21 protein-coding genes are annotated in these 22,956 nt (G+C 59.7%); 7 read left to right on the top strand and 14 right to left on the bottom strand.

Annotated features, from left to right (window positions below; genetic code table 11):
* Positions 1-33: 33 nt before the first annotated feature.
* Positions 34-789: an anti-sigma factor family protein gene (locus tag AC1DVF_RS17590; protein WP_477782876.1), complete on the bottom strand. Its 756-nt coding sequence runs from the start codon at positions 787-789 to the stop codon at positions 34-36.
* Positions 786-1,292, bottom strand: coding sequence for a sigma-70 family RNA polymerase sigma factor (locus tag AC1DVF_RS17585; protein WP_007917263.1), 507 nt, complete (start codon positions 1,290-1,292; stop codon positions 786-788). Before AC1DVF_RS17585 ends, AC1DVF_RS17590 begins: the two co-directional genes overlap by 4 nt.
* Before the next feature lie 157 nt (positions 1,293-1,449).
* On the opposite strand from AC1DVF_RS17585, the gene AC1DVF_RS17580 reads away from it, so the two are divergent.
* Together AC1DVF_RS17580 and AC1DVF_RS17575 are read left to right on the top strand one after the other, a co-directional pair.
* On the top strand, positions 1,450-2,556 hold the full coding sequence (locus AC1DVF_RS17580) for a catalase family peroxidase (RefSeq protein WP_477782875.1): 1,107 nt from the start codon (positions 1,450-1,452) through the stop codon (positions 2,554-2,556).
* Positions 2,553-3,098, top strand: coding sequence for a cytochrome b (locus tag AC1DVF_RS17575; protein WP_093434126.1), 546 nt, complete (start codon positions 2,553-2,555; stop codon positions 3,096-3,098). The genes AC1DVF_RS17580 and AC1DVF_RS17575 overlap by 4 nt, the downstream gene beginning before the upstream one ends.
* Here the strand turns inward: AC1DVF_RS17575 and AC1DVF_RS17570 are convergent.
* Both AC1DVF_RS17570 and AC1DVF_RS17565 read right to left on the bottom strand, forming a co-directional pair.
* The gene (locus AC1DVF_RS17570; RefSeq protein WP_116256048.1) at positions 3,095-4,288 is read right to left on the bottom strand and encodes an MFS transporter; all 1,194 of its coding nucleotides are present in this window, start codon (positions 4,286-4,288) and stop codon (positions 3,095-3,097) included. The genes AC1DVF_RS17575 and AC1DVF_RS17570 overlap by 4 nt on opposite strands.
* Positions 4,289-4,436: 148 nt before the next feature.
* Positions 4,437-5,588 carry a M14 family metallopeptidase gene (locus AC1DVF_RS17565; protein WP_477782874.1) on the bottom strand — a complete coding sequence of 384 codons (1,152 nt, stop codon included), beginning with the start codon at positions 5,586-5,588 and terminating at the stop codon, positions 4,437-4,439.
* A 96-nt stretch (positions 5,589-5,684) separates the two neighbouring features.
* On the opposite strand from AC1DVF_RS17565, the gene AC1DVF_RS17560 reads away from it, so the two are divergent.
* Positions 5,685-5,849: a hypothetical protein gene (locus AC1DVF_RS17560; RefSeq protein ID WP_156685516.1), complete on the top strand. Its 165-nt coding sequence runs from the start codon at positions 5,685-5,687 to the stop codon at positions 5,847-5,849.
* 219 nt (positions 5,850-6,068) lie between these two features.
* Here AC1DVF_RS17560 and AC1DVF_RS17555 read toward each other — a convergent pair whose 3' ends face one another.
* Entirely contained in the window at positions 6,069-6,407 is a 339-nt protein-coding gene (locus AC1DVF_RS17555; RefSeq protein WP_093434137.1) for a DUF6124 family protein, read from the bottom strand.
* Positions 6,408-6,537: 130 nt separating this feature from the next.
* Between AC1DVF_RS17555 and AC1DVF_RS17550 the strand changes: the two genes are divergently transcribed.
* Positions 6,538-7,197, top strand: a complete 660-nt coding sequence (locus tag AC1DVF_RS17550; RefSeq protein WP_093434139.1) for a LexA family protein — start codon at positions 6,538-6,540, stop codon at positions 7,195-7,197.
* Between the two features lie 40 nt (positions 7,198-7,237).
* Here the strand turns inward: AC1DVF_RS17550 and AC1DVF_RS17545 are convergent, their stop codons facing one another.
* The 4 genes from AC1DVF_RS17545 to AC1DVF_RS17530 form a co-directional block, all read right to left on the bottom strand.
* Entirely contained in the window at positions 7,238-9,187 is a 1,950-nt protein-coding gene (locus tag AC1DVF_RS17545; RefSeq protein WP_477782873.1) for an acetyl/propionyl/methylcrotonyl-CoA carboxylase subunit alpha, read from the bottom strand.
* Positions 9,187-10,002 carry a gamma-carboxygeranoyl-CoA hydratase gene (locus tag AC1DVF_RS17540; RefSeq protein WP_099756674.1) on the bottom strand — a complete coding sequence of 272 codons (816 nt, stop codon included), beginning with the start codon at positions 10,000-10,002 and terminating at the stop codon, positions 9,187-9,189. The genes AC1DVF_RS17545 and AC1DVF_RS17540 overlap by 1 nt, the downstream gene beginning before the upstream one ends.
* A gap of 117 nt (positions 10,003-10,119) precedes the next feature.
* The gene (locus AC1DVF_RS17535) at positions 10,120-11,727 is read right to left on the bottom strand and encodes a carboxyl transferase domain-containing protein (protein ID WP_414926371.1); all 1,608 of its coding nucleotides are present in this window, start codon (positions 11,725-11,727) and stop codon (positions 10,120-10,122) included.
* Positions 11,728-11,739: 12 nt separating this feature from the next.
* Positions 11,740-12,903, bottom strand: coding sequence for an isovaleryl-CoA dehydrogenase (locus AC1DVF_RS17530; protein WP_007917237.1), 1,164 nt, complete (start codon positions 12,901-12,903; stop codon positions 11,740-11,742).
* A 297-nt stretch (positions 12,904-13,200) separates the two neighbouring features.
* On the opposite strand from AC1DVF_RS17530, the gene AC1DVF_RS17525 reads away from it, so the two are divergent.
* The gene (locus AC1DVF_RS17525) at positions 13,201-14,898 is read left to right on the top strand and encodes an AMP-binding protein (RefSeq protein ID WP_477782872.1); all 1,698 of its coding nucleotides are present in this window, start codon (positions 13,201-13,203) and stop codon (positions 14,896-14,898) included.
* A 668-nt stretch (positions 14,899-15,566) separates the two neighbouring features.
* Here the strand turns inward: AC1DVF_RS17525 and AC1DVF_RS17520 are convergent.
* The 3 genes from AC1DVF_RS17520 to AC1DVF_RS17510 all read right to left on the bottom strand — a co-directional run bounded on the left by AC1DVF_RS17520 (position 15,567) and on the right by AC1DVF_RS17510 (position 18,133).
* A complete protein-coding gene (locus tag AC1DVF_RS17520; RefSeq protein ID WP_093434157.1) occupies positions 15,567-16,466 on the bottom strand; it encodes a hydroxymethylglutaryl-CoA lyase in 900 nt (299 codons plus the stop codon).
* Between the two features lie 139 nt (positions 16,467-16,605).
* Complete coding sequence (locus tag AC1DVF_RS17515) at positions 16,606-17,007, bottom strand: MerR family transcriptional regulator (RefSeq protein WP_093434160.1); 402 nt, start codon at positions 17,005-17,007, stop codon at positions 16,606-16,608.
* 196 nt (positions 17,008-17,203) lie between these two features.
* Complete coding sequence (locus AC1DVF_RS17510; RefSeq protein WP_477782871.1) at positions 17,204-18,133, bottom strand: LysR family transcriptional regulator; 930 nt, start codon at positions 18,131-18,133, stop codon at positions 17,204-17,206.
* A gap of 171 nt (positions 18,134-18,304) precedes the next feature.
* On the opposite strand from AC1DVF_RS17510, the gene AC1DVF_RS17505 reads away from it, so the two are divergent.
* The gene (locus tag AC1DVF_RS17505) at positions 18,305-19,534 is read left to right on the top strand and encodes an acyl-CoA dehydrogenase (protein ID WP_477782870.1); all 1,230 of its coding nucleotides are present in this window, start codon (positions 18,305-18,307) and stop codon (positions 19,532-19,534) included.
* 119 nt (positions 19,535-19,653) lie between these two features.
* Here AC1DVF_RS17505 and AC1DVF_RS17500 read toward each other — a convergent pair whose 3' ends face one another.
* Both AC1DVF_RS17500 and xthA read right to left on the bottom strand, forming a co-directional pair.
* Complete coding sequence (locus AC1DVF_RS17500; protein ID WP_477782869.1) at positions 19,654-20,988, bottom strand: substrate-binding domain-containing protein; 1,335 nt, start codon at positions 20,986-20,988, stop codon at positions 19,654-19,656.
* A 188-nt stretch (positions 20,989-21,176) separates the two neighbouring features.
* Positions 21,177-21,989, bottom strand: coding sequence for an exodeoxyribonuclease III (gene xthA / locus AC1DVF_RS17495; RefSeq protein WP_064389273.1), 813 nt, complete (start codon positions 21,987-21,989; stop codon positions 21,177-21,179).
* A 302-nt stretch (positions 21,990-22,291) separates the two neighbouring features.
* Here xthA and AC1DVF_RS17490 point away from each other — a divergent pair, with 302 nt between their 5' ends.
* Entirely contained in the window at positions 22,292-22,942 is a 651-nt protein-coding gene (locus AC1DVF_RS17490; RefSeq protein WP_460091463.1) for a GNAT family N-acetyltransferase, read from the top strand.
* Positions 22,943-22,956: the final 14 nt, after the last annotated feature.

Below are 22,956 nucleotides of genomic sequence, written 5' to 3'. Positions count from 1 at the left end.
CAAGCTCGCTCCCACAGGGGAAAGGTGGTGTTCTCAGAATGGCAGTGATTGCTTGAGCTGTTGCGCCGCCGGTGTATCGACCGGGCTGACCATCGCGTAGTTATAGCCACCACCTGACCAGTACTGGGCCTGCAAATCTCCGTCACTGCGCGTGCCACGCGGCAAAAAGGTGTTCTTCGGCCCCGGCGGGCGCACGTAGAAACTCACCTTGTGGCCACTGCCATCCTCATACATCACCATCGCTGCCGGGCCTTCGTCGGTGCTGAGCAGGCGTCCACTGACCGGTTCAAACCCGGCCGCCTTCAGATCTGGTAAACGAGTGGCCCGAGTGAAATAACGATCGAGCCAGCGCTGCATGTCGCCATCACTGTCGACCTTGTAATCGGCTGGCAACATGCCTTGCTGGGCAATCAGGCGATAGGCTTGCAGGGCGTCGGTCATTGGCAACATGGCCGGGCGCGCAAGGGTCATTTCCCGGGCCTGCCAGCCACTGAAACCGCCGAGGCTGACCGCGATCAGCAACACCGCAGCACTGGCCAGATGACGACGCGACTGGCGCTGACGGCGCTGGCGAATCATCGCTGGGTCAAGCGCTGAGTTGGCCGGTTGCTGCAACGCGCCGCTGAGTGCCGCGCGCAATTGCTGGGCATCCTGTTGCCAGGCGCGAACCTGCGCCGCTTCGTTCGGGTGACTGGCCAGCCAGGTGTCCAGCACACGCCGGTCGGCGTCGCTGAGCTGGTGGTCGACATAGGCGTGCAGATCACGCTCGGTGGGAGGCAGGCTGATCATTTGAGTATCCGCAAAGAAGGGCTGCTGATTTCGCCGTCGCTGAGTTGGCGCAAGGCCTGGCGGGCGCGGGACAGGCGCGACATCACGGTGCCGATCGGGGCGCCGAGAATCTCGGCGACCTCTTTATAGGAAAGGCCTTCCACTGAAACCATGAGCAACAGCGCGCGCTGTTCGCTGGGCAGTCGGTCGAAGGCTTGCAGGGTTGACTGAGCGATAACGGTGCGCTCCACCGAGGGTTCGGCATCGTCGCGACCGGTGAAGAATTCGAGCATTCGCGCATAACGCCGCGAGCGCCGGTGGGCGTCGAGAAACTGCCGATAGAGGATCGCGAACAGCCAGGCACGCAAGTCGCCGTCGGCGCGTTTGTCGCCCCAACTCGACAGGGCACGCTCCAGACAGGCCTGCACCAGATCGTCAGCACTGCTGCTGTTGCGCGTCAACGACACGGCAAAGCGGCGCAATCTGGGAATGATTTCTCTCAACTGTTCGTCGAATTCGCTCATGAAATTCTGCTAGTCACTACGCTGTGGACTAGGGAGACGCCCGCCGTTGGAGGTTATTCCACGTTCGGAAAAATAAATACCGTTGTGTGGAATAAACCCGGATGAGGCGCGTCTTGCTGATTCTTCCTACTTGTGGCCATTGGCCCTGGAGTCCTTCATGGTTGATCGCACCTCACCCAACGCTTCACCGCCTGGCGGGCCGCAGCGCCCGCCACTGAGTGTCGCGAGCCTGATATTGCGTCTGGGCGGCATTGCCGTGGTAGTCGCTGCGGTGGCCGGGGCGTTTGCCTACGTTCACGGTAACTTCGACCCACAACGCCTGACGCCAAAGGCGCTGGTCGATGTGCTGGAGAAGAACAATGGCGTGCATCCCGGGTTTCGTCGTAATCACGCCAAAGGCGTGTGCGTGATCGGGCATTTCGAAAGCAGTGGTGAGGCACGGACATTCTCCACTGCGCAGGTGTTCAACGAGCCGCAGACTCCAGTCGTCGGGCGCTTTGCGCTGCCGGCGGGCAATCCCTATGCACCGGACAGCAGCGTGCCGATTCGCAGTCTGGCGTTGCGGTTCACCCAGGCTAACGGGCAGCAATGGCGCACCGGGATGAACAGCATGCCGGTGTTCCCGGTCGGTACGCCTGAGGCGTTTTATCAATTGCAGCAGGCGCAATCGCCAGATCCGGCCACCGGTAAACCTGATCCGGCGAAGGTTCCGGCGTTCTTTGCCGCGCACCCGGAAACCGTGCCGTTTTTGACGTGGGTGAAGACAGCCAAACCGTCGACCAGTTATGCCACCGAAACCTATAACAGCGTCAACGCGTTTTATCTGGTCGACGCCAGCGGTAAAAAACAGGCCGTGCGCTGGAGCATGACACCGTTGGCGCGCGATGCTGCGGGCGCCAGTGCACCTGAGGGCGGTGATTTTCTCGAGAAAGATCTGGTGCAGCGGTTGTCGTCTGCACCGCTGCGTTTTCAGTTGAATATCACTCTGGCCAATCCCGAGGATCCGGTGAACGACGCCAGCAAGACCTGGCCCGAGGGGCGCAAAGTGTTGAACGCCGGTACGCTGGTGCTGGAAAAGACCCAGCCGCAATTGAGCGGCGAATGCCGGGACATCAACTATGACCCGCTGGTGCTGCCGGCCGGGATTCAAGGTTCCGACGACCCGTTGCTCGCGGCGCGTTCCGCCGGTTACGCCAATTCCTACTTGCGTCGCACCAGCGAAGTCAGTCAGTTGCCCGCCGCCAAACAGGAGGCTCGTCCATGAGCACTCAACCGACGCATTTCGCCCTGTTGGCGCGCCTGCTGCACTGGCTGATGGCGCTGATGATCATCGCCATGCTGTTTATCGGCGCCGGCATGGTCACCTCGGTGTCCGAGCGGCATGAATGGTTGATCCATCTGCACAAACCGCTGGGCATCGCGATTCTGGCGCTGGTGATCGTGCGTTTGCTGGTGCGGCTCACCACGCGCCAGCCACCGTTGCCCGCCGATCTGCCGGGCTGGCAAGTACTGGCGGCCAAGGCGTCCCATCTGCTGCTTTACGCGTTGATGCTGGTGTTGCCGTTGCTCGGTTGGGCGATGATCAGCGCTTCTGGTGAACCGGTGATGCTCAGCACAACGTTGCAGTTGCCAGCGATCGTTCCGGCCGATGCGCAGTTGTTCGCGTTTCTGCGCAAGGCTCACGGGTATCTGGCCTATCTGCTGTTCCTGACGGTGCTGCTGCACCTGGCGGCGGCGTTGTTTCATGGCTGGGTCCGCCGCGACGAGGTGCTCGACAGCATGTTGCGTGGTCGCGATCGCAGCTAACCCGTTTGCGTGGCGCATCGTAGCGATGCGCCGCGTTTCAGGGTCAGCCACCAGTACGCCAGCGCCACGGCGTTGATGCTGGCGCCGAGCAGGCACACGCCGATCCAGCCGGCCCACGCGTACATCGCGGTCGAGCCGATAGAACCGAGCGCGCTGCCGATCGAGTAGAACAGCATGTAACCGGCGGTGAGACGGCTTTGCGCTTCGGGGCGCACGCTGTAGATCATGCTCTGGCTGGTGACGTGCACGGCTTGCAGACCCAGATCCAGGGTGATTACGCCGAGCAGCAATGCCCACAGCGAGGATTGAGTCAGGGCGATCGGCAACCATGAGGCGAGCATCAGCAACAGCGAAAGACCGCTGACCCATTGCCCCAGACCACGATCAGCCAGATGCCCGGCCCGTGCGGCTGCCAGCGCACCCGCAGCGCCGGCCAGTCCGAACAGCCCGATTTCACTGTGCGACAACGACAACGGTGGCGCGGCCAGCGGCAGCACCATCGGCGTCCACAGCACCATCGCACTGGCAAAAGTCAGCAATGCGAGGATCGCGCGTTGGCGCAGTACCGGTTCTTCTTTGAACAGGCTGAATACTGAGGCGATCAGGGCGGCGTAAGTCGTAATCGGTTGCGGGACCTCATCCTTCGGCAGAACACGCAACAGCAGCAACGCCATCAACAGTGTCAGCCCGGCTGACAGAACGTAAATCGCTCGCCACCCAGCCAAATCGGCCATACCGCCGGCAACCGTGCGTGCCAGCAAGATGCCGACAACGATGCCGCTGGTGACCACCCCGACCACGCGCCCGCGTTGGGCCGGGATTGCCAGCGTCGCGGCATAAGCTACCAAGACCTGCGTCACTACCGCGAGCAGCCCTGTCAAGGTCATGCCAAGCAGCAGCCACGCACTGTTGGGCGCCAGCGCGATCATCAACAGCGCCGCTGCCGACAGCAGGGTTTGAGTAACGATTAATCGGCGTCGATTGAGCAGATCACCGAGAGGGACCAGTAGCACCAGTCCGATGCCGTAGCCGATTTGCGTCAGGGTGATGACGATGCCGATGGTCGCCGGCGACATCGCGAACGCCTCGGCCATCGCGTCCAGCAATGGCTGGGCGTAATACACATTGCCCACGGCCAGACCGCAGGCCACGGAGAAAAGCAAAACGGCACTGCTCTTTAGAGGTTTCATTTCCCGCATCCTTTTAGGTTTCAAAATAAAACCTTTGGTACCGTATTGATTCGGGTTTTATTTTGCAACCTGTTTGCGCGAGATGGCGAATGGCGGAAAGCAAAAGATCGCAGACAAGCTGCGATCTTTTACAGAACGGAGGAGGGGATCAGCGCAGGGTATCAACCATGTCAGCGATGGTGGTCAGCACGTCTTTGCCCAGCTGTTTGGAGCGTTTACCCGACCAGCCGGTGACCTTGTCGGGATGGTCGTCGTGATCCTTGAACGGCATTTCCAGGGTCAGCGACAGGCAGTCGTATTTCTGGCCGACGCTGTTGCACGCCAGGGTCATGTTGGCCTGACCCGGTTCGTCGCGGGTGTAGCCGTACTTGGTCTGGAAATCTTTGGTGGTGTGTTTCAGGTGATTGCGGAAATGCTCTTCGAGCTTCTCGATACGCGGCGTGTAGCCCGGATTGCCTTCGCAGCCGGCGGTGAATACGTGAGGAATGGTTTCATCGCCATGGGCGTCCAGGAACAGATCGACGCCGTACTTTTCCATTTGCTGCTGGACGAAGAGCACCTCGGGACTGATCTCCTGGTTGGCGTTCTGCCAGGCCCGGTTCAAATCCTGGCCCATGGCGTTGGTGCGCAGATGGCCATGGAACGCGCCGTCCGGATTCATATTCGGCACCAGGTACAGATCGGCACTGGCGAGCAGCTTGTTCAGCACCGGATCATCGTGCCTTTCCAGGCGCTCGATCACGCCTTCCACGAACCATTCGGCCATGTGCTCGCCGGGATGTTGCTGAGCGATTATCCAGATCTTGCGCTGGCCTTCAGCGCCAGTGCCTTTGCGCAGCAATTGAATGTCGCGACCTTCGACACTTTTACCGGTCGCCAGTAATTCGGTGCCGGCCTTGCTTAGCGCCTGCTCGATCAGCCAGTCGTGACGGCCACGGCTATAGGGTTCGAAGTAGGCGAACCAGGCATGGGTCTGCGTGGCCTCGAGGCAAAAGCGCAGGCAGTCGCCCTCGTAAATAGTCGGCACGCGGAACCAGTTGACGTGATCGTAGGACGCTACGGCCTGATAACCGGGCCAGCCCTTGCTGTACGTGGATTGGCTGGCATTGTTCAGGCGGAACCAGTGTTCCTGGCCGACATGCAGGCCGCTGGCCTTGAAGTGAAACCACTGGAAATGCGCGCTGCGAGTATCTGGACGAATGGCCAGAACCGGATTGAGTGGATTGCTGATGTCGATGACTTGGATGTTGCCGCTGTCGAAGTTGGCGCTGATGTCGAACGAAGATTTGGCCACGGTCATAATCGATTCCTGAATATGATTTTTATGGCCGTTACTGTACACGCAGGCAGGGCTGAAACCGAGGGGAATTGCGGTGTGTGGCGGGGGGCGTCCTCCATGACGCGCAAGCAGCTTAGAGACTGTGCGATTGATTCTCAAGTGCTAATTGGCATTAGTTTGCCCCAATGCGGCCGGGCTTCGCTTGCCAACCAATATTCTTTTGATATTATCCGCGCCATCGAATTTGCAGCACCTAAAGACTTCATTAGCCTGAAGCCATAAGCCTGAAAAACGGGCAAAAAAAAGACCCGGCAAAAAGCCGGGTCAAAAACCGTGATTAGCCTGATGAGGAGATAGTCCAGAAGACCGACCTAAGGTCTCTGGTCCATCGACTGATCTCGCGACCAGCTGCTTGCATTAATAATAATTATCATTTGCAAGTCAAATGTTTTTACCTGCTCGATTGGAAAATTCTTTCCCGTCCGCCCGCACTTCCGTTTCTCAGGCTTCATCGCCATCGAGTGAATGGTCGACCATCGCCCGCGCCATATCCACCATATGCACCACTGAAAATGCCAGATCGCGACTCGCGCCTTGCAGGTTTTCGGCTGCCTTGAACGCCGTGGCTGCCGCGCAGCGCAACAGGTCCGAGGCGTGCACCAGGGCTTCCTCGCCACTGAGATGGCGCCTGACATCGAAAAAGCGCTCGTCGACCTCAGGTTCTGACACAGCTGGTTTCAAGTAATAGTCCAGCGCTCGTTGCGCCGCCGCATTGCCTTGGGGCGAGGTGAAGGTGGTGTCCATTTGCAGATCGGGCAAGTCTTTGCTGCTGATATTCATGATGAGGGGGCACTCCTTGGTCGATTGAAAATCCGTGCCTTCAGAATAGTACTCTGTGTAGTTGTGACGAGAATTTAAATACTACAATATGTGTTTTGCTGGCCGAAGGCGTCCACGTAAGGTGCTGCACATGGATAAATGGATTGAGTTGGTCAAGGCCAAGATGAGTGAACTCAAAATCACTCAAACAGAGCTCGGAGAGCGCGTCGGCATGTCCCAGGGCGGGATCGGCCATTGGCTGAACAAGCGTCGCGAACCCGGTATCACTGAAATGAACCGGGTGCTGCAAGCGCTGGGCATGGATTTCCTCGAAGTGGTGCTGGTGATCCGTGAACCGCAACCCACGTCCGAGGACGAGATGCCGCTGGCGCAGAAGTACAACCCGTACTTCCGTTACCCGGTCAGCGATTGGCAGACGACGTGCGAAGTGCGTGAAAGCGATCCGGCGTCCTACGACAAGGCAGCAGGCAAGCAGCGCTTCGAGTTGACGGATTACCACGCGCGAGGCCCGGCGTTCTGGTTGACGGTGACGGGAGATTCAATGACCGCACCCAGTGGCCAGAGCATTGCCGAAGGCATGCTGATTCTGGTCGACCCGGCCGCCGAAGCGCTGCCCGGTAAACTGGTGATCGCCCAGTGGCCCGACAGTACGGAGGCGATTTTTCGCAAACTCGACGAAGAGGGCGGCCAGCGTTACCTGGTGCCGCTCAATCCGACGTGGCCGAAAGCCCTGCTGACCGATGAGTGTCGAATCATCGGTGTTGTGGTGCAGGCAACGGCGCGTTACTAGTCAGATCGATCCTCGCCAGGCGCAGGATCGATCCTCCCGTTCATACTTCTTCCAGCTCAACCAAAGCGCTGCCTTCGCCAACCATTTCACCTTCCTGGCAATACAGCGCTTTGATCACCCCGGCATGCGGCGCGCGGATGCTGTGTTCCATCTTCATCGCTTCCAGCACCACCAGTTGCGCACCGGCCGCAACCGATTGCCCGGCCTCCACCAACACGCGGACGATGCTGCCGTTCATCGGCGCGGTCAGGCCGCCCTGATGACTGTGGCTGGCTTCGATGGCGCTGATCGGATCGTATGTTTCGATACGGCGCAACTCACCTTCCCATTGCAGGTACAGCGCATCGCCCTGGCGAATCGCACGCAACGTACGACGAACGCCTTCGTGCTCGACGATAAGTGCTTCGCCGGACAGTCTGGCGTGGTCGGCAGCATTCAGCGTCAAGGCGCGATCCTGCCCCTCGCAACTCAAATGCAGGGTGATTTCCGGCGGCAGCCCCGCACGCAAACCGCTATTGAGTGACCAAGGCGAAGCAGGGTCATCCTGGCGTGCGAGTTGTGGCAGGCTCTGCGCCACCGCATGAGCTGCCGCCGCCCAGAACGCATCGCTCAGCGTGCCCGGTGCAGGCAGCAATTGCTCCTGGTAACGCGGAATAAACCCGGTATCCAGTTCCGCCGCCGCGAACGCCGGGTGCGCAATGATCCGCCGCAAGAAGTTGATGTTGGTTTTCAAACCGCCAATCGCAAACTCGTCGAGCATGCTCAACAAGCGCAATCGAGCCTGTTCGCGATCCTCGCCCCAGGCAATCAGCTTGCCGAGCATCGGGTCGTAGAACGGCGAAATTTCATCGCCTTCTTCAACCCCGCTATCCACCCGACGCCCTGGCCCTTCGGCCGATTCGCGATACAACGCCAGACGTCCGGTCGCCGGCAGGAAGTCATTCGCAGGATCCTCGGCGTACAAGCGCACTTCAATCGCATGGCCATTCAACGGCACTTGTTCCTGAGTGATCGGCAGTGCTTCACCACGAGCGACGCGGATCTGCCAGGCGACCAGATCCAGGCCAGTGATGGCTTCTGTCACCGGGTGCTCGACCTGCAACCGCGTGTTCATCTCCATAAAGAAGAATTCACCGCGCGCATCCAGCAGGAACTCCACCGTACCGGCGCCGACGTAACCGATCGCCTGTGCCGAACGCACCGCTGCTTCACCCATCGCCCGCCGCAGTTGCGTGGACAGACCGGGTGCCGGCGCTTCTTCGACGACTTTCTGATGGCGCCGTTGAATCGAGCAATCCCGTTCATTGAGGTACAGGCAGTTGCCATGCTGATCGGCGAACACCTGGATTTCCACGTGACGTGGCTTGAGCAGGTATTTCTCCACCAGCATGCGCGAATCGCCGAACGACGACTGCGCTTCACGCTGAGCCGAGGCGAGGGCTTCGGCCAACTGGCTGACGTCCTCGACCACTTTCATGCCTTTGCCACCACCGCCGGCCGTGGCTTTGAGCAGCACTGGATAACCGATGCGTTCGCAGGCATCGCGGAAGGTGTCGAGATCCTGCGCTTCGCCGTGATAACCCGGCACCAGTGGCACACCGGCGGTTTCCATCAGTGCTTTGGCGGCGGATTTGCTGCCCATGGCATCGATGGCCGAGGCGGGCGGGCCGAGGAAAATCAGCCCGGCCGCTTCGATGGCACGAGCGAACCCGGCGTTTTCCGAGAGAAACCCGTAACCCGGATGAATCGCCTGCGCGCCACTGGCCTTGGCCGCTGCGATCAGCTTGTCGATTTGCAGATAACTGTCGGCGGCTTTGCTGCCGCCCAGGTCCACGCGAATATCCGCTTCCCGGCTGTGCCGCGCCTCACGGTCGGTGGCGCTGTGCACGGCAACCGTGGTCAGGCCCAAGGCTTTGGCGGTGCGCATCACGCGGCAGGCAATTTCGCCACGGTTGGCCACCAGCAGGATGGTGAGAACAGGTGCGCTCATCAACGCGGCTCCTTGGTGGTGGTTGCGGCTTGCCAGCTCGGCGGACGTTTTTGCAGAAAGGCGCGCAAGCCTTCCTGACCTTCAGGGCTGACGCGGATACGGGCGATGGCATTTTCGGTGTAGCGGCGCAGCGCCGGGGTCAGCGCGCCGTTACCGACTTCACGCAGCAAGTCCTTGCTGGCACGCATGGCGGCGGGGCTGTTGAGCAGTAAATTGTTGATCCACTGTTCGACTTGCTGATCAAGTTCTGCCGCCGGATAGCTCTCGGACAACAAACCGATTTCGCGCGCACGTTGTCCGCCGAAACGCTCGGCGGTCAGGGCATATCGACGCGCAGCGCGTTCGCCGATGGCCTGCACCACGAACGGACTGATCACCGCCGGCGCCAGACCGATGCGCACTTCCGACAGGCAGAACTGTGCGTCATCGGCGCCAATCGCCATGTCACAGCAACTGATCAACCCCAGCGCGCCACCGAACGCCGCGCCTTGCACCACGGCCACTGTGGGGATCTTCAGCTTGGCGAGGTTGTACATCAGCTCTGCCAGTTCACGGGCGTCGTCGAGGTTGGTGTGGTAATCGAGTTCGGCCGATTGCTGCATCCACGCCAGATCAGCGCCGGCACTGAAGTGCTTGCCACGACCACGCACCAGCAGGAAACGCAGGCTGGCGTCGCTGGCGACTTTGTCCAGCGCGAGGATCAGCTCGCGGATCATCTCGGCGTTGAAGGCGTTGTTCTTTTCTGCACGGTTGAGCCACAGCGTCGCGAAGCCGCGTGGGTCGCTCTGCAGTTCGAGGGTGTTGAAATCACTCATATTCATCCGTCTCCACGGTTCTTGTGGGAGCGAGCCTGCTCGCGAAAGCGTTGTATCAGTCGACCTATCCGCTAGCTGACAAACCGTATTCGCGAGCAGGCTCGCTCCCACAAAAAATCACATCCGGAACACGCCGAAGCGGCTCGGTTCGATAGGCGCGTTCAGCGACGCGGACAAGGCCAGGGCCAGCACATCGCGGGTCTGCGCCGGGTCGATGACGCCGTCGTCCCACAGCCGTGCGCTGGAATAGTAGGGGTGACCCTGCTCTTCATACTGGTCGAGGATCGGTTGCTTGATCTCGGCTTCCTGTTCGGCACTGAAGGCCTGGCCACTGCGTTCAGCCTGTTCGCGTTTGACCTGCACCAACACGCCCGCCGCCTGCTCGGCGCCCATCACGCCGATCCGCGCGTTCGGCCACATCCACAGGAAACGCGGGTCATAAGCGCGGCCGCACATGCCGTAGTTACCGGCGCCGAAGCTGCCGCCGATGATCACGGTGAATTTCGGCACTTTCGCGCAAGCCACGGCCGTGACCAGTTTCGCGCCATGTTTGGCGATGCCGCCGGCCTCGTATTTCTGACCGACCATGAAACCGGTGATGTTCTGCAAAAACAGCAGCGGAATACCGCGCTGGCAGGCCAGTTCAATAAAGTGCGCACCTTTCTGCGCGGCTTCGGCGAAGAGGATGCCGTTGTTCGCCAGAATCGCGATCGGGTAACCGTGCAGATGCGCAAAGCCACACACCAGGGTGGTGCCGAACAAAGCCTTGAATTCATCGAACACCGAACCGTCGACCAGTCGCGCAATCACTTCGCGCACGTCGAACGGCTGCTTGGCGTCAGCGGAGACCACGCCATACAACTCATCGCTGGCGTACAGCGGCGCAATCGGCGCGCGTTGCTGCACGTCACCGAGTTTGCGCCAGTTAAGGTTGGCGATACTGCGGCGGGCGAGGGCGAGGGCGTGTTCGTCGCTCTCGGCGTAATGGTCGGCGACCCCGGAAATCTTGCAGTGCACATCGGCGCCGCCCAGATCTTCGGCGCTGACCACTTCACCGGTCGCGGCCTTCACCAGCGGCGGGCCGGCGAGGAAAATCGTCGCCTGATTGCGCACCATGATCGCTTCGTCCGCCATCGCCGGCACATAGGCGCCGCCGGCAGTGCACGAACCCATGACCACAGCGATCTGCGGGATGCCCATCGCGCTCATGTTGGCCTGATTGAAGAAGATCCGCCCGAAGTGCTCACGATCCGGAAACACCTCGTCCTGACGCGGCAGGTTGGCGCCGCCCGAATCGACCAGATAGATACACGGCAGACGATTCTGTTGCGCGATGGTTTGTGCGCGTAGATGTTTTTTCACGGTCAGCGGGTAGTACGAACCGCCCTTAACCGTCGCGTCGTTGGCGACGATCATGCATTCGACGCCTTCAACCCGGCCGATCCCGGCAATCACACCAGCGGCCGGAACGTCTTCGCCATACACGGCGTGGGCGGCCAGTTGGCTGATTTCCAGAAATGGCGAACCTGGATCAAGCAAGCGGTTGATGCGTTCACGAGGCAACAGTTTGCCGCGTGAGGTGTGGCGTTCCTGGGCTTTCGCGCCGCCGCCCTGCGCCACTTGGGCGAGCAGGGTGTGCAGGGCGTCGACCTGTTTGAGCATCGCCGCGCTGTTGGCGGCGAACTCCGCTGAACGAGGGTTGAGCTGAGTGTGCAGGGTAGCCATGGCCAGCTCCGTTTAGCGGGTTTCGTTGAACAGTTCGCGACCGATCAGCATGCGACGGATCTCACTCGTACCGGCGCCGATTTCGTACAGCTTGGCGTCACGCAGCAAGCGGCCCGCCGGGAATTCGTTGATGTAACCGTTACCACCGAGAATCTGGATCGCGTCGAGGGCCATTTGCGTCGCGCGCTCGGCGGTGTAGAGGATTACCCCGGCGGCATCCTTGCGGGTGGTTTCGCCGCGCTCGCAGGCCTGGGCCACGGCGTAGAGGTAGGCGCGACTGGCGTTGAGCTGGGTGTACATGTCGGCCACTTTGCCCTGGATCAGCTGGAACTCGCCGATGCTCTGGCCGAACTGTTTGCGGTCGTGGATGTATGGAACGATCAGGTCCATGCACGACTGCATGATCCCGGTCGGGCCGCCGGAGAGCACGACGCGTTCGTAATCGAGGCCGCTCATCAACACTTTGACGCCGCCGTTGAGCACGCCGAGGATGTTTTCTTCCGGCACTTCGACGTCATCGAAAAACAGCTCGCAGGTGTTGGAGCCGCGCATGCCGAGCTTGTCGAATTTGTTGCTGCGGCTGAAGCCTTTCCAGTCGCGTTCGACGATGAACGCTGTGATGCCGTGCGGGCCTTTTTCCAGATCGGTCTTGGCGTAGATCACGTAAGTGTTGGCGTCGGGGCCGTTGGTGATCCAGGTCTTGCTGCCGTTGAGGACGAAGCGGTCGCCGCGTTTGTCGGCGCGCAGTTTCATCGAGACCACGTCGGAACCGGCATTCGGTTCGCTCATCGCCAGCGCGCCGACGTGTTCGCCACTGATCAGCTTCGGCAGGTATTTGCTTTTCTGTTCGTGGTTGCCGTTGCGGTTGATCTGGTTGACGCAAAGGTTGGAATGCGCGCCATAGGACAGCGCTACAGAGGCCGAACCACGGCTGATTTCTTCCATCGCCACCACGTGCGCCAGGTAACCCAGGCCAGCGCCGCCGTACTCTTCCGGCACGGTGATGCCGAGCAGGCCCATGTCACCGAATTTGCGCCACATGTCGGCGGGGAACAGGTTGTCGCTGTCGATCTGCGCGGCGCGCGGAGCGATCTCCTTGGCGACAAAGGACTGAACCTGATCGCGCAACATGTCGATGGTTTCACCGAGGGCGAAGTTCAGGGAGGGATAGCTCATGGGTCACCTTTTGGCTTTTTTGTAGGGTGGGGAGGGCTGTTACTCAGCTCTCACCTTTACGTTAACGTAAGCCTGCGATGGATGGCTGTCAATCACCCTTTACGTTAACGTCAACTTAGGCGAGAGTAGGGGCAGTTCAAGATTGAAACGGAGCGGACCTTGTGGGAGCGAGCTTGCTCGCGAAAGCGTCAGATCAGTCAACACGGATGTTGAATCTGCTGGCCTCTTCGCGAGCAAGCTCGCTCCCACAGGGGTTAAATCCGGCAAAACCCACTAATAAAGACAATAGGGGTCGTCATGGATCAACCCAGTGCAAACCCGCAGCGCAGCTACACCCGTGGCTCACAGGACAAAGCCTTGCTGGCACTGACCATCGGGCAGAAGTTCGATCACACCGCCGCGCAATACCCTGACGGTGAAGCGCTCGTCGTGCGCCATCAGCAACTGCGTTACTCCTGGCGACAACTGGCCGATGCGGTGGACCTGCACGCCAGAGCGCTGCTCGCCCTGGGTTTGCAGGCCGGCGATCGCCTCGGTATCTGGGCGCCGAATTGCGCGCAGTGGTGCATCACCCAAGTTGCAACGGCAAAAATCGGCGTGATCCTGGTCAACATCAACCCGGCCTATCGCAGCTCCGAACTCGAATACGTGCTCAAGCAATCCGGCTGCCAATGGCTTGTCTGCGCAGGGGCGTTCAAGTCCTCCAACTACCACGCCATGTTGCAAGGGTTGGTGCCGGAACTGGCCGAGCAATCCATCGGCCAACTGCGCAGCGAAAGCCTCCCCGGACTGCGCGGGGTAATCAGCCTTGACGCGCAACCACCGTCAGGTTTTCTGCCGTGGTCGCAACTGGCCGATCTGGCCACCAGCATCTCTCCCGATCAACTGCGCGAACGCAGCGACAGCCTGCACTTCGATCAACCGGTGAACATCCAGTACACCTCCGGCACCACCGGTTTCCCCAAGGGTGCGACCCTCAGCCACTACAACATCCTCAATAACGGCTACATGGTCGGTGAAAGCATCGGCCTGACCCCGCGCGATCGTCTGGTGATCCCGGTGCCGCTCTACCACTGCTTCGGCATGGTCATGGGCAACCTCGGCTGCATCACCCACGGCAGCACGATGATTTACCCCAACGACGCGTTCGACCCGTTGTTGACCTTGCAAACCGTCGCCGAAGAAAAAGCCACCGGCCTCTACGGCGTACCGACCATGTTCATCGCCATGCTCGATCAGCCACAACGCGCAGAGTTCGACCTGTCGAGCCTGCGTACCGGGATCATGGCCGGTGCGACGTGCCCGATCGAAGTGATGCGCCGGGTCATCAGCGAGATGCACATGAGCGAAGTGCAGATCGCTTACGGCATGACCGAAACCAGCCCGGTGTCGCTGCAAACCGGGCCGACCGATGAGCTGGAATTGCGCGTGACCACCGTCGGCCGCACCCAGCCACAGCTGGAAAGCAAGATCATCGACGAAGCCGGCAACCTCGTGACGCGCGGCACCATCGGCGAACTGTGCACTCGTGGCTACAGCGTGATGCTCGGTTACTGGAACAACCCGCAGGCCACCGCCGAAGCCATCGATGACGCGGGCTGGATGCACACCGGCGACCTGGCGAGCATGAACGAGGAGGGTTACGTCAACATCGCCGGGCGCAACAAGGACATGATCATTCGTGGCGGCGAGAATATTTACCCGCGTGAGCTGGAGGAGTTTTTCTTCACCCATCCGGCCGTGGCGGACGTGCAGGTGATCGGCATTCCGTGCTCGCGTTACGGTGAGGAGATTGTTGCCTGGATCAAGTTCCACCCCGGCCACAGCGCCTCGGAGCTGGAGCTGCAAACCTGGTGCAAGGAACGTATCGCGCACTTCAAGACGCCTCGGCACTTCAAGTTCGTTGAAGAGTTTCCGATGACGGTGACGGGCAAGATCCAGAAGTTCAGGATGCGTGAGATCAGTATCGAAGAACTGAAAACAATCGAGCGGTAACCGCAACCTCTGTGGGAACGAGCTTGCTCGCGAAGGCGTCAGGTCAGCCAATATCTTTGTTGATGACACACCGCATTCGCGAGCAAGCTCGCTCCCACAGGAGATAGGTGTTGAGGAAAACACAAATCACAGAAAGCACAAAGGGGAGCCGAAGCTCCCCTTTAATTTTGTCGTCGCGTGCTCTTTTTTATTATTGAGGGTCGGTCTGTTGTTGTTTTTGGCAACCGTGGCCCTTTACCGCTGTTTTTGGCGACCCCCATCCGGGGTCAAGAGCAAACGTATTTTTTTGAGCGCTGATCTACTTTCTCGCTAAGCGATCCAACCGATTCGGGGGCTACCTGAAGGTAGTTTTATTGTTCTCTGCCCGGTTGCGGGTCACTCCTGAGAGCACCCTGAAAAGCACACCTTCTCCAAAAAAATCTGTTAGCTGCGTCTCTGCCGTGTTGTTTTTGTTATGTCAGAGTCGGTACGTCTTATTTTTATTGGTTGCTGCTTTTTATTCTTGTTATGCCATAGAGATAGCAGAAGCCGTGCCAACTTTTAAAAAGCCTTATAAATCAATGTCTTGAGAATTTCAGAAAATTTTCACTCTAGCGAAACCAGACAATTTGTTTCCGTGTTACTCGCTTGAACCCACATTCCGGACACAGCGGTAACACCTTCCCCCCTCACTGTGCGCTACGAGCCTTGGCCACGCGCGAACCGCTCGGGCGACCCAGCACCGCACTGATCTGCTGACCCGCAGCAATCAAGGCGTCCAGGTTGATACCGGTCTCGATACCCAGGCCGTTGAGCAGGTACACCACATCTTCAGTAGCAACGTTACCGCTCGCGCCTTTGGCGTACGGGCAGCCGCCGAGGCCCGCGATAGAGCTGTCGAACACCGAGATGCCCTCGAGCAGGCTGGCGTAGATATTGGCCATGGCCTGCCCATAGGTGTCGTGGAAGTGCCCGGCCAGTTTGTCCCGTGGTACCTGCGCCGACACCACTTCGAACAAGCGGCGAGTCGCGCCCGCAGTGCCAGTGCCAATGGTGTCGCCCAGCGAAACCTCGTAGCAGCCCATCGCATACAACTCGCGCGCGACCATCGCCACTTGTTCCGGCGCGACCGTGCCTTCATATGGGCAACCGAGCACGCAGGACACGTAACCGCGCACGGTAACGCCGTGCTGTTGCGCCGCCTCCATGATCGGTGCGAAGCGCGCCAGGCTTTCGCTGATCGAGCAGTTGATGTTGCGCTGCGAGAAGGCTTCGGAGGCGGCAGCGAACACGGCGACTTCCTTGACCCCAGCGGCGATGGCATCTTCGAAGCCACGCAGGTTCGGCGCCAGTGCGCCGTAGGTCACGCCGGGTTTGCGCTGGATCTGTGCAAACACTTCGGCCGAACCCGCCATCTGCGGGACCCATTTCGGTGAAACGAAACTGCCGACTTCTATATAGCCAAGACCGGCAGCGCTGAGTGCATCGACCAGTTGCACCTTGTCGGCGACGCTGATCGGTTGGGCTTCATTCTGCAGGCCATCGCGCGGGCCGACTTCGATCAGGCGTACTTGGGAGGGGAGGGACATGGCGGTTGACCTGCTCTTTTGAATTCGTGGAGAACCCTGTGGGAGCGAGCTTGCTCGCGAAAGCGGCGCATCAGTCGACAAACATTTGAATGTCAGACCGTATTCGCGAGCAAGCTCGCTCCCACAGGGAATGGGGTTGTTACTGAATGGCCTGCTGGCTCTTGAGCGTCTGCTCCAGTGCCTGCACACAGCGCTCTTCAGCGGTATCGAGTTCCAGTTTCATCTGTTCGATATCCAGCAACTGCTGTTCCAACTGCTCGCGGCGCTCAGTGATTTTCGCCAGCATGCTGTTGAGCTGTTTGGTGTTACCGCTGGAAGGGTCGTAAAGCTCGATCAGTTCACGGCATTCGGCCAGCGAGAAACCGATGCGCTTGCCGCGCAGGATCAGCTTCAGACTGACCTTGTCGCGTGGCGAATAGATACGTTCCTGGCCACGGCGCTCAGGGCTGAGCAGGCCTTGCTCTTCATAAAAGCGGATCGCCCGGGTGGTGATGTCCAGCTCGCGGGCGAGGTCGGAGATGCTGTAAGTCTGGCTGCTCATGGAAGCGCTCGAAAAAAGGTCTTGGCGCTAAGCTAATGGCAGGTTGACGTTTACGTCAAGCAGGATGATCTGTGGTGTTCATGCTGGCCTCATCGCGAGCAGGCTCACTCCTACAGTTGACCGTGTTTCATCTGAAGAAATGCAACCAATTGCAGGAGTGAGCCTGCTCGCTATGGCAGCGCCGCGGTAAGAAGTCTTACACCTTATCCAGCTTCTTCTCCTGCGCCGTCACCTGCTGGCACAACTCGATCATCTGCTCGCGCATCCAGCGATTCGCCGGATCCTGGTCCGTGCTTTCATGCCAGTACAAGTGCGTCTCCACTGGCGGCACATCATTCACTGGCAGGTTAAACGCCTGCAGCTCATGCCGACGGGCGAAGCGCTCCGGCACCGTCATGACCATGTCGGTCTGCTGCATCACTTGCGACGCCATCAGATAATGCTGCGAGCGCAGGGCAATCTTGCGCTGAATGCCCATTTTGCCCAGCGCCAGATCGACATAACCCAGACCACTGCGACGGCTGGAAATATGGATATGGGTCAGCGACAAGTAATCATCCAGCGAGAGCTTTTCCTTGCCTGCCATCGGATGCCCCTTGCGCATCGCGCAGACGTAACGGTCTTCCATCAGCTTGACGTGGCGCACCTGCGGGTCGGTGTTGAGTGGCGCATCCACGGCGAAATCCAGACGTCCGGCGGCCAGCTCTTTGGTGGTCTCGCGGCGCTTGGACAGAAAGCTTTCGATAATCACGGTCGGCGCCAGACGGCGAAGGCGCTGGAACAGCGGCGGCAGAATCACCGCTTCGGTGAGGTCGGTCATGCTGATGCGGTAGGTCTTGACCGCTTGCGCCGGATTGAAGATGCGACTTTCCTGAACCGACACACGCAGCAGCGACAAAGCGTTGCGCACCGGGCCGATGATGTTCTGCGCCATCGGCGTCGGCACCATGCCCTGAGCCGTGCGCACGAACAGCGGATCGTTGAAGGTTTYGCGCAACCGCGCCAAGGCGTTGGACACCGCCGGCTGGGTGATACCGACAATCTGCCCGGCGCGGGTCAGGTTGGCTTCGGTGTAGATCGCGTCGAAGACGATGAAAAGGTTGAGGTCGACCTTACTCAGATTCATAACGCGGCTTCTCTTGTTATTTAGGGCAGTGTTTTAAGGGCTGGCAATCAGCCGATCATATATCGGTGATGAATGTTTATACACGCCGAGAATAGGCTAGGTAAATTATCAACGCTGTTCTAGCATCGATTGCATGACTTAAACAACCTCTGCCCAAGAAGGTAATTGATCATGGATTTCGCTTATTCGCCCAAGGTGCAAGAACTGCGTGAGCGCGTGACCGCGTTCATGGACACTTACGTTTACCCGGCCGAGGCGGTGTTCGAACGCCAGGTTGCCGAAGGCGATCGCTGGCAGCCGACGGCGATCATGGAAGAGCTCAAAGCCAAGGCCAAGGCCGAAGGTCTGTGGAATTTGTTTCTGCCTGAGTCGGAGCTTGGTGCCGGCCTGACCAATCTCGAATACGCGCCATTGGCGGAAATCATGGGCCGCTCGCTGCTCGGCCCGGAGCCGTTCAACTGCTCGGCGCCGGACACCGGCAACATGGAAGTGCTGGTGCGCTACGCCAACGAAGAGCAGAAACAGCGCTGGCTCGAACCGCTGTTGCGCGGTGAAATCCGCTCGGCATTCGCCATGACCGAACCGGACGTTGCCTCTTCGGACGCGACCAACATGGCCGCCCGCGCCGTGCGTGATGGTGACGAGTGGGTGATCAACGGTAAAAAATGGTGGACCTCCGGCGCCTGCGACCCGCGCTGCAAGATCCTGATCTTCATGGGCCTGAGCAATCCTGAAGCGCCGCGCCATGCGCAGCACTCGATGATCCTCGTGCCGGTCGACACCCCCGGGGTGAAAATCGTCCGTCCGCTACCGGTGTTTGGCTACGACGACGCTCCGCACGGCCACGCCGAAGTGCTGTTCGACAACGTGCGTGTGCCGTACGAAAACGTTTTGCTCGGTGAAGGCCGTGGCTTCGAAATCGCTCAAGGTCGCCTTGGCCCAGGCCGGATTCACCACTGCATGCGCTCGATCGGCATGGCTGAACGGGCCCTGGAATTGATGTGCAAACGGGCGGTGAGCCGCACTGCATTCGGCAAACCGCTGGCGCGCCTGGGCGGTAACGTCGACAAGATCGCCGACTCGCGGATGGAAATCGACATGGCACGTCTGCTGACGCTGAAAGCGGCGTACATGATGGACACCGTCGGTAACAAAGTGGCGAAAAGCGAGATCGCGCAGATCAAAGTCGTTGCGCCGAACGTCGCACTGCGGGTGATCGATCGAGCGATTCAGATGCATGGTGGGGCCGGGGTGTCGAACGATTTCCCGCTGGCCTACATGTACGCCATGCAACGCACATTACGCCTGGCCGACGGCCCGGACGAAGTGCACCGCGCGGCGATCGGCAAATTCGAGATCGGCAAGTATGTGCCGAAGGAAATGTTGCGTAGCGAGCGCTGATCCACCTGATCGTTCCCACGCTCTGCGTGGGAATGCATCCTGTGACGCTCTGCGTCACAGTGGACGCGGAGCGTCCATGGCGGCGTTACCACGCAGAGCGTGGGAACGATCGGGTAGGGCTAATACACCCAAACCTCAACCCGCCGATTCTTGATCCGCCCCTCATCGACATTGTTCGCCGCCACCGGCATCAACGCGCCAAACCCGCGAACCTCGCGCAACACCACGCCGTTCTTCACCAACTCCCGTCGTACCGCCATCGCCCGCAGCTTTGACAGCAGATCCGCGCGTGCCGGGTCGTCCTTGGCATCACCAAACCCGACCAAGGTCACCGCGCGTTCAGTCTTGTCATGACGCTTTATATAGTCGAACACTCGCGCCAGATCCTGATGCGCCTTGTTATCCAGCTTCGCACTGCCTTCTTCAAAGCGGAAATTCACCGTCAGACGCTGGGCGTGACGGCTGAGGGATTGATAGCCCTCGGGCATCAGTGCATTCGGCGCGACGCTCATCGCATGCACGGTCTGGCTGATAAAACCGTTGGCCGCGACAATCGCCTGGCCCTGACGGCTCTGCGCAAACGTCACCAAGGCTTTCGCCCAAGGATTGTTGCTTTCGGGCGGTAGATAGAAGAACAACCGCCGCGACAGTGGATAGTCTTCGGTAGCGATCAGGCTGTTGAGCGGCAGCATCGACTGCGATGCGCCATCAGCAATGGCCACGGCTTTGGCCTGACGCACGTAGGGCAAACCGATGAAACCGATGCCTTGCGGATCGCTACTCACCGCGTCGGACAACTGTTCGCTGGACTCAAACCTTTTCGCCGCGTTGCTCAGACTTTTCCCACGACGACTCAGGACCAACTCCTTAAACGTGTCGTAAGTGCCGGACTGATCATCGCGCGCATATAAATGAATAGCACCACCACGCCCGCCGAGGTCTTCCCAGGTTTTCACCACGCCGGCGAAGATCCGCGCCAGTTGCTCGGTGTCCAGTTGCTGCAGCGGATTGTCGGGATGAAGGATGATCGCCAGGCCATCAATGGCGATGACTTGTTCAGCGGCAGGACTTTTCAGGTCGCCCAGTGATTGCAGGGTCTGTAACTCACTGTCCTTGATCTCGCGGGAAGACGCGGCGAGGTCGGCGCTGGCATTTTTCAACGCGGTGAAACCGGTGCTGGAACCGTGGGCGGCGACTTCAACGACCACGCGTTTACCTTCGCTGGTCTGGCCGACGATGCGCAGTTCGTTGGCGGTGTCCGGGGTTTCGCGGTGGATTTTCAGCAGGCCTTGCTCTTGCAGCAGGCCCTCAACGAGTGCCGGGCCGAGTTCGGCGCCGATCGTGTTGGAACCTTGAATGCGCAGCGCCGGGCCGTTTTCAGGGAGGGGCAGGGCGGCGGCAGAAACCGTCAGCCATGCACTCAAGAGAAACACGCACAAAACACGCAGGGTCATGCCGGCACCGAATCAAGCCAAGGGGATTGCCGGGGAGATTAAGTCAGGCGCATGACCGAAAGATGACACCGATTCAATGTAGGAGTGAGCCTGCTCGCGATAGCGGTGTACCGGTCAACATTTATGTCGTCTGATTCACCGCTATCGCGAGCAGGCTCACTCCTACAGGTATTGCGTAAGGCTAGGGATCAGCTGAGTTCCAACCAGATCGGCGCATGATCGGACGGTTTTTCCATCCCGCGCAATTCATAGTCGACACCCGCTGCCTTCACCCGCGGCAACAAACCATGGGACGCCAGAATCACATCGATGCGCAGCCCGCGCTTCGGTTCATCCTCGAAACCACGGCTGCGGTAATCGAACCAGCTGAACATGTCGGTCACATCCGGGTTCAAGTGGCGATAGCTGTCGGTCAAACCCCAGTTTTTCAGGCGTGCCATCCACTCGCGCTCTTCCGGCAGGAAGCTGCATTTGCCGGTTTTCAGCCAACGCTTCATGTTGTCCGGGCCGATGCCGATGTCGCAGTCCTCCGGGGAAATGTTCACATCGCCCATCACCACCAGCGGCTGTTCGTTGTGGAACTGGCTTTCCAGCAGCGCTTGCAGATCGCTGTAGAAACGCTGCTTGGCGGGGAATTTGGTTGGGTGGTCGCGGCTTTCACCCTGAGGGAAATAGCCGTTCATGATGGTCACCGGTACGCCATTGGCGTCGGCGAACGTGCCCCAGATAAAGCGACGCTGAGCGTCTTCTTCGTCGGTGGCGAAACCTTTATGGATGGCGATCGGCTCCTTGCGCGAGAGCATGGCCACGCCGTAATGGCCTTTCTGGCCGTGGAAATACACGTGGTAGCCGAGGGCGCGGACTTCTTCGAGCGGGAACTGATCGTCGTGGACCTTGGTTTCCTGCAGACCGATCACGTCCGGCTGGTGTTTTTCGATCAGCGCTGCCAGCTGATGCGGACGGGCGCGCAGTCCGTTGATGTTGAAGGAAACGATCTTCATGGTCGGCAGTCCTGGCAAAAGGGCGATGCTAGCTGACATGGGGGAGATGGGCCAGTGTGGGGTAGGAGAAATCACTTTTGTCTGTGGGATTTGTGTTGTCAGCAATGGCGCCATCGCGAGCAGGCTCACTCCTACAGGGGGAACGCATTCCAAATGTAGGAGTGAGCCTGCTCGCGATAGCGTCCGCCCAGTCGATGAAGATCCAAGGTTGGTCTATACCTGTGGGGAACCACGCCACCACTACAGGGTTCGTACCAACAAGAGCGCCGCCATTTGAACGCGCCCCGGGGAGAGTCACTGTCATGCCTGAAACCCAGACCGCCATCGCCGACATTCATATGCTCGACCGCGGCTATTCCCGCGAAGCCCGCTCGCTGCTCTATCAGGCTTATCGCCACGAGCCGACCTTCGGCTACCTGTTCGAAGCCGAGCGTCCCGGCTATGAGCAACGGGTGCGGGCGACGGTGCGGGAACTGGTCAAGCAACACTTTCTGCAGGATCTGCCGGCCATCGGCCTGCTGGTCAACGACCGTCTGATCGGCATCGCCTTGATCGCGCCACCGCAACGACGCCTGGGCATCACCGAAAGCTGGACGTGGCGCCTGCGCATGGTGCTCAGCACCGGTTTCCGCTGCACTCGGCGCTATCTGGAGTACCACGATGCCGTTGCTGCCTGTGTACCCAGCGATTCGGTGCACATGCTGCCATTGCTGGGAATTCATCCGCAGTTCCAGGGCAAACACTTCGGTGAACAATTGCTGACCGCCGTACACAACTGGTGCGCCGTTGACGAAACCTCGCAAGGCGTGGTGCTCGACACCGGCAACCCGCGTTACCTGGAATTCTATAAAAGACAGGGTTACGAAGAGATCGGCGAAGTTGCCGTCGGGCCGGTGCGCGAACACGTATTTTTCCACGCCAATCCGCAGGTGTTACAAACTGCAACAGCATGACAATCGAACTTCTT

The sequence above is a fragment of the Pseudomonas sp. P4_D7 genome (assembly GCF_056401755.1).
Note: the sequence above shows the minus strand (reverse complement) of the source record. Positions and strands in the feature narration are given on the sequence as shown.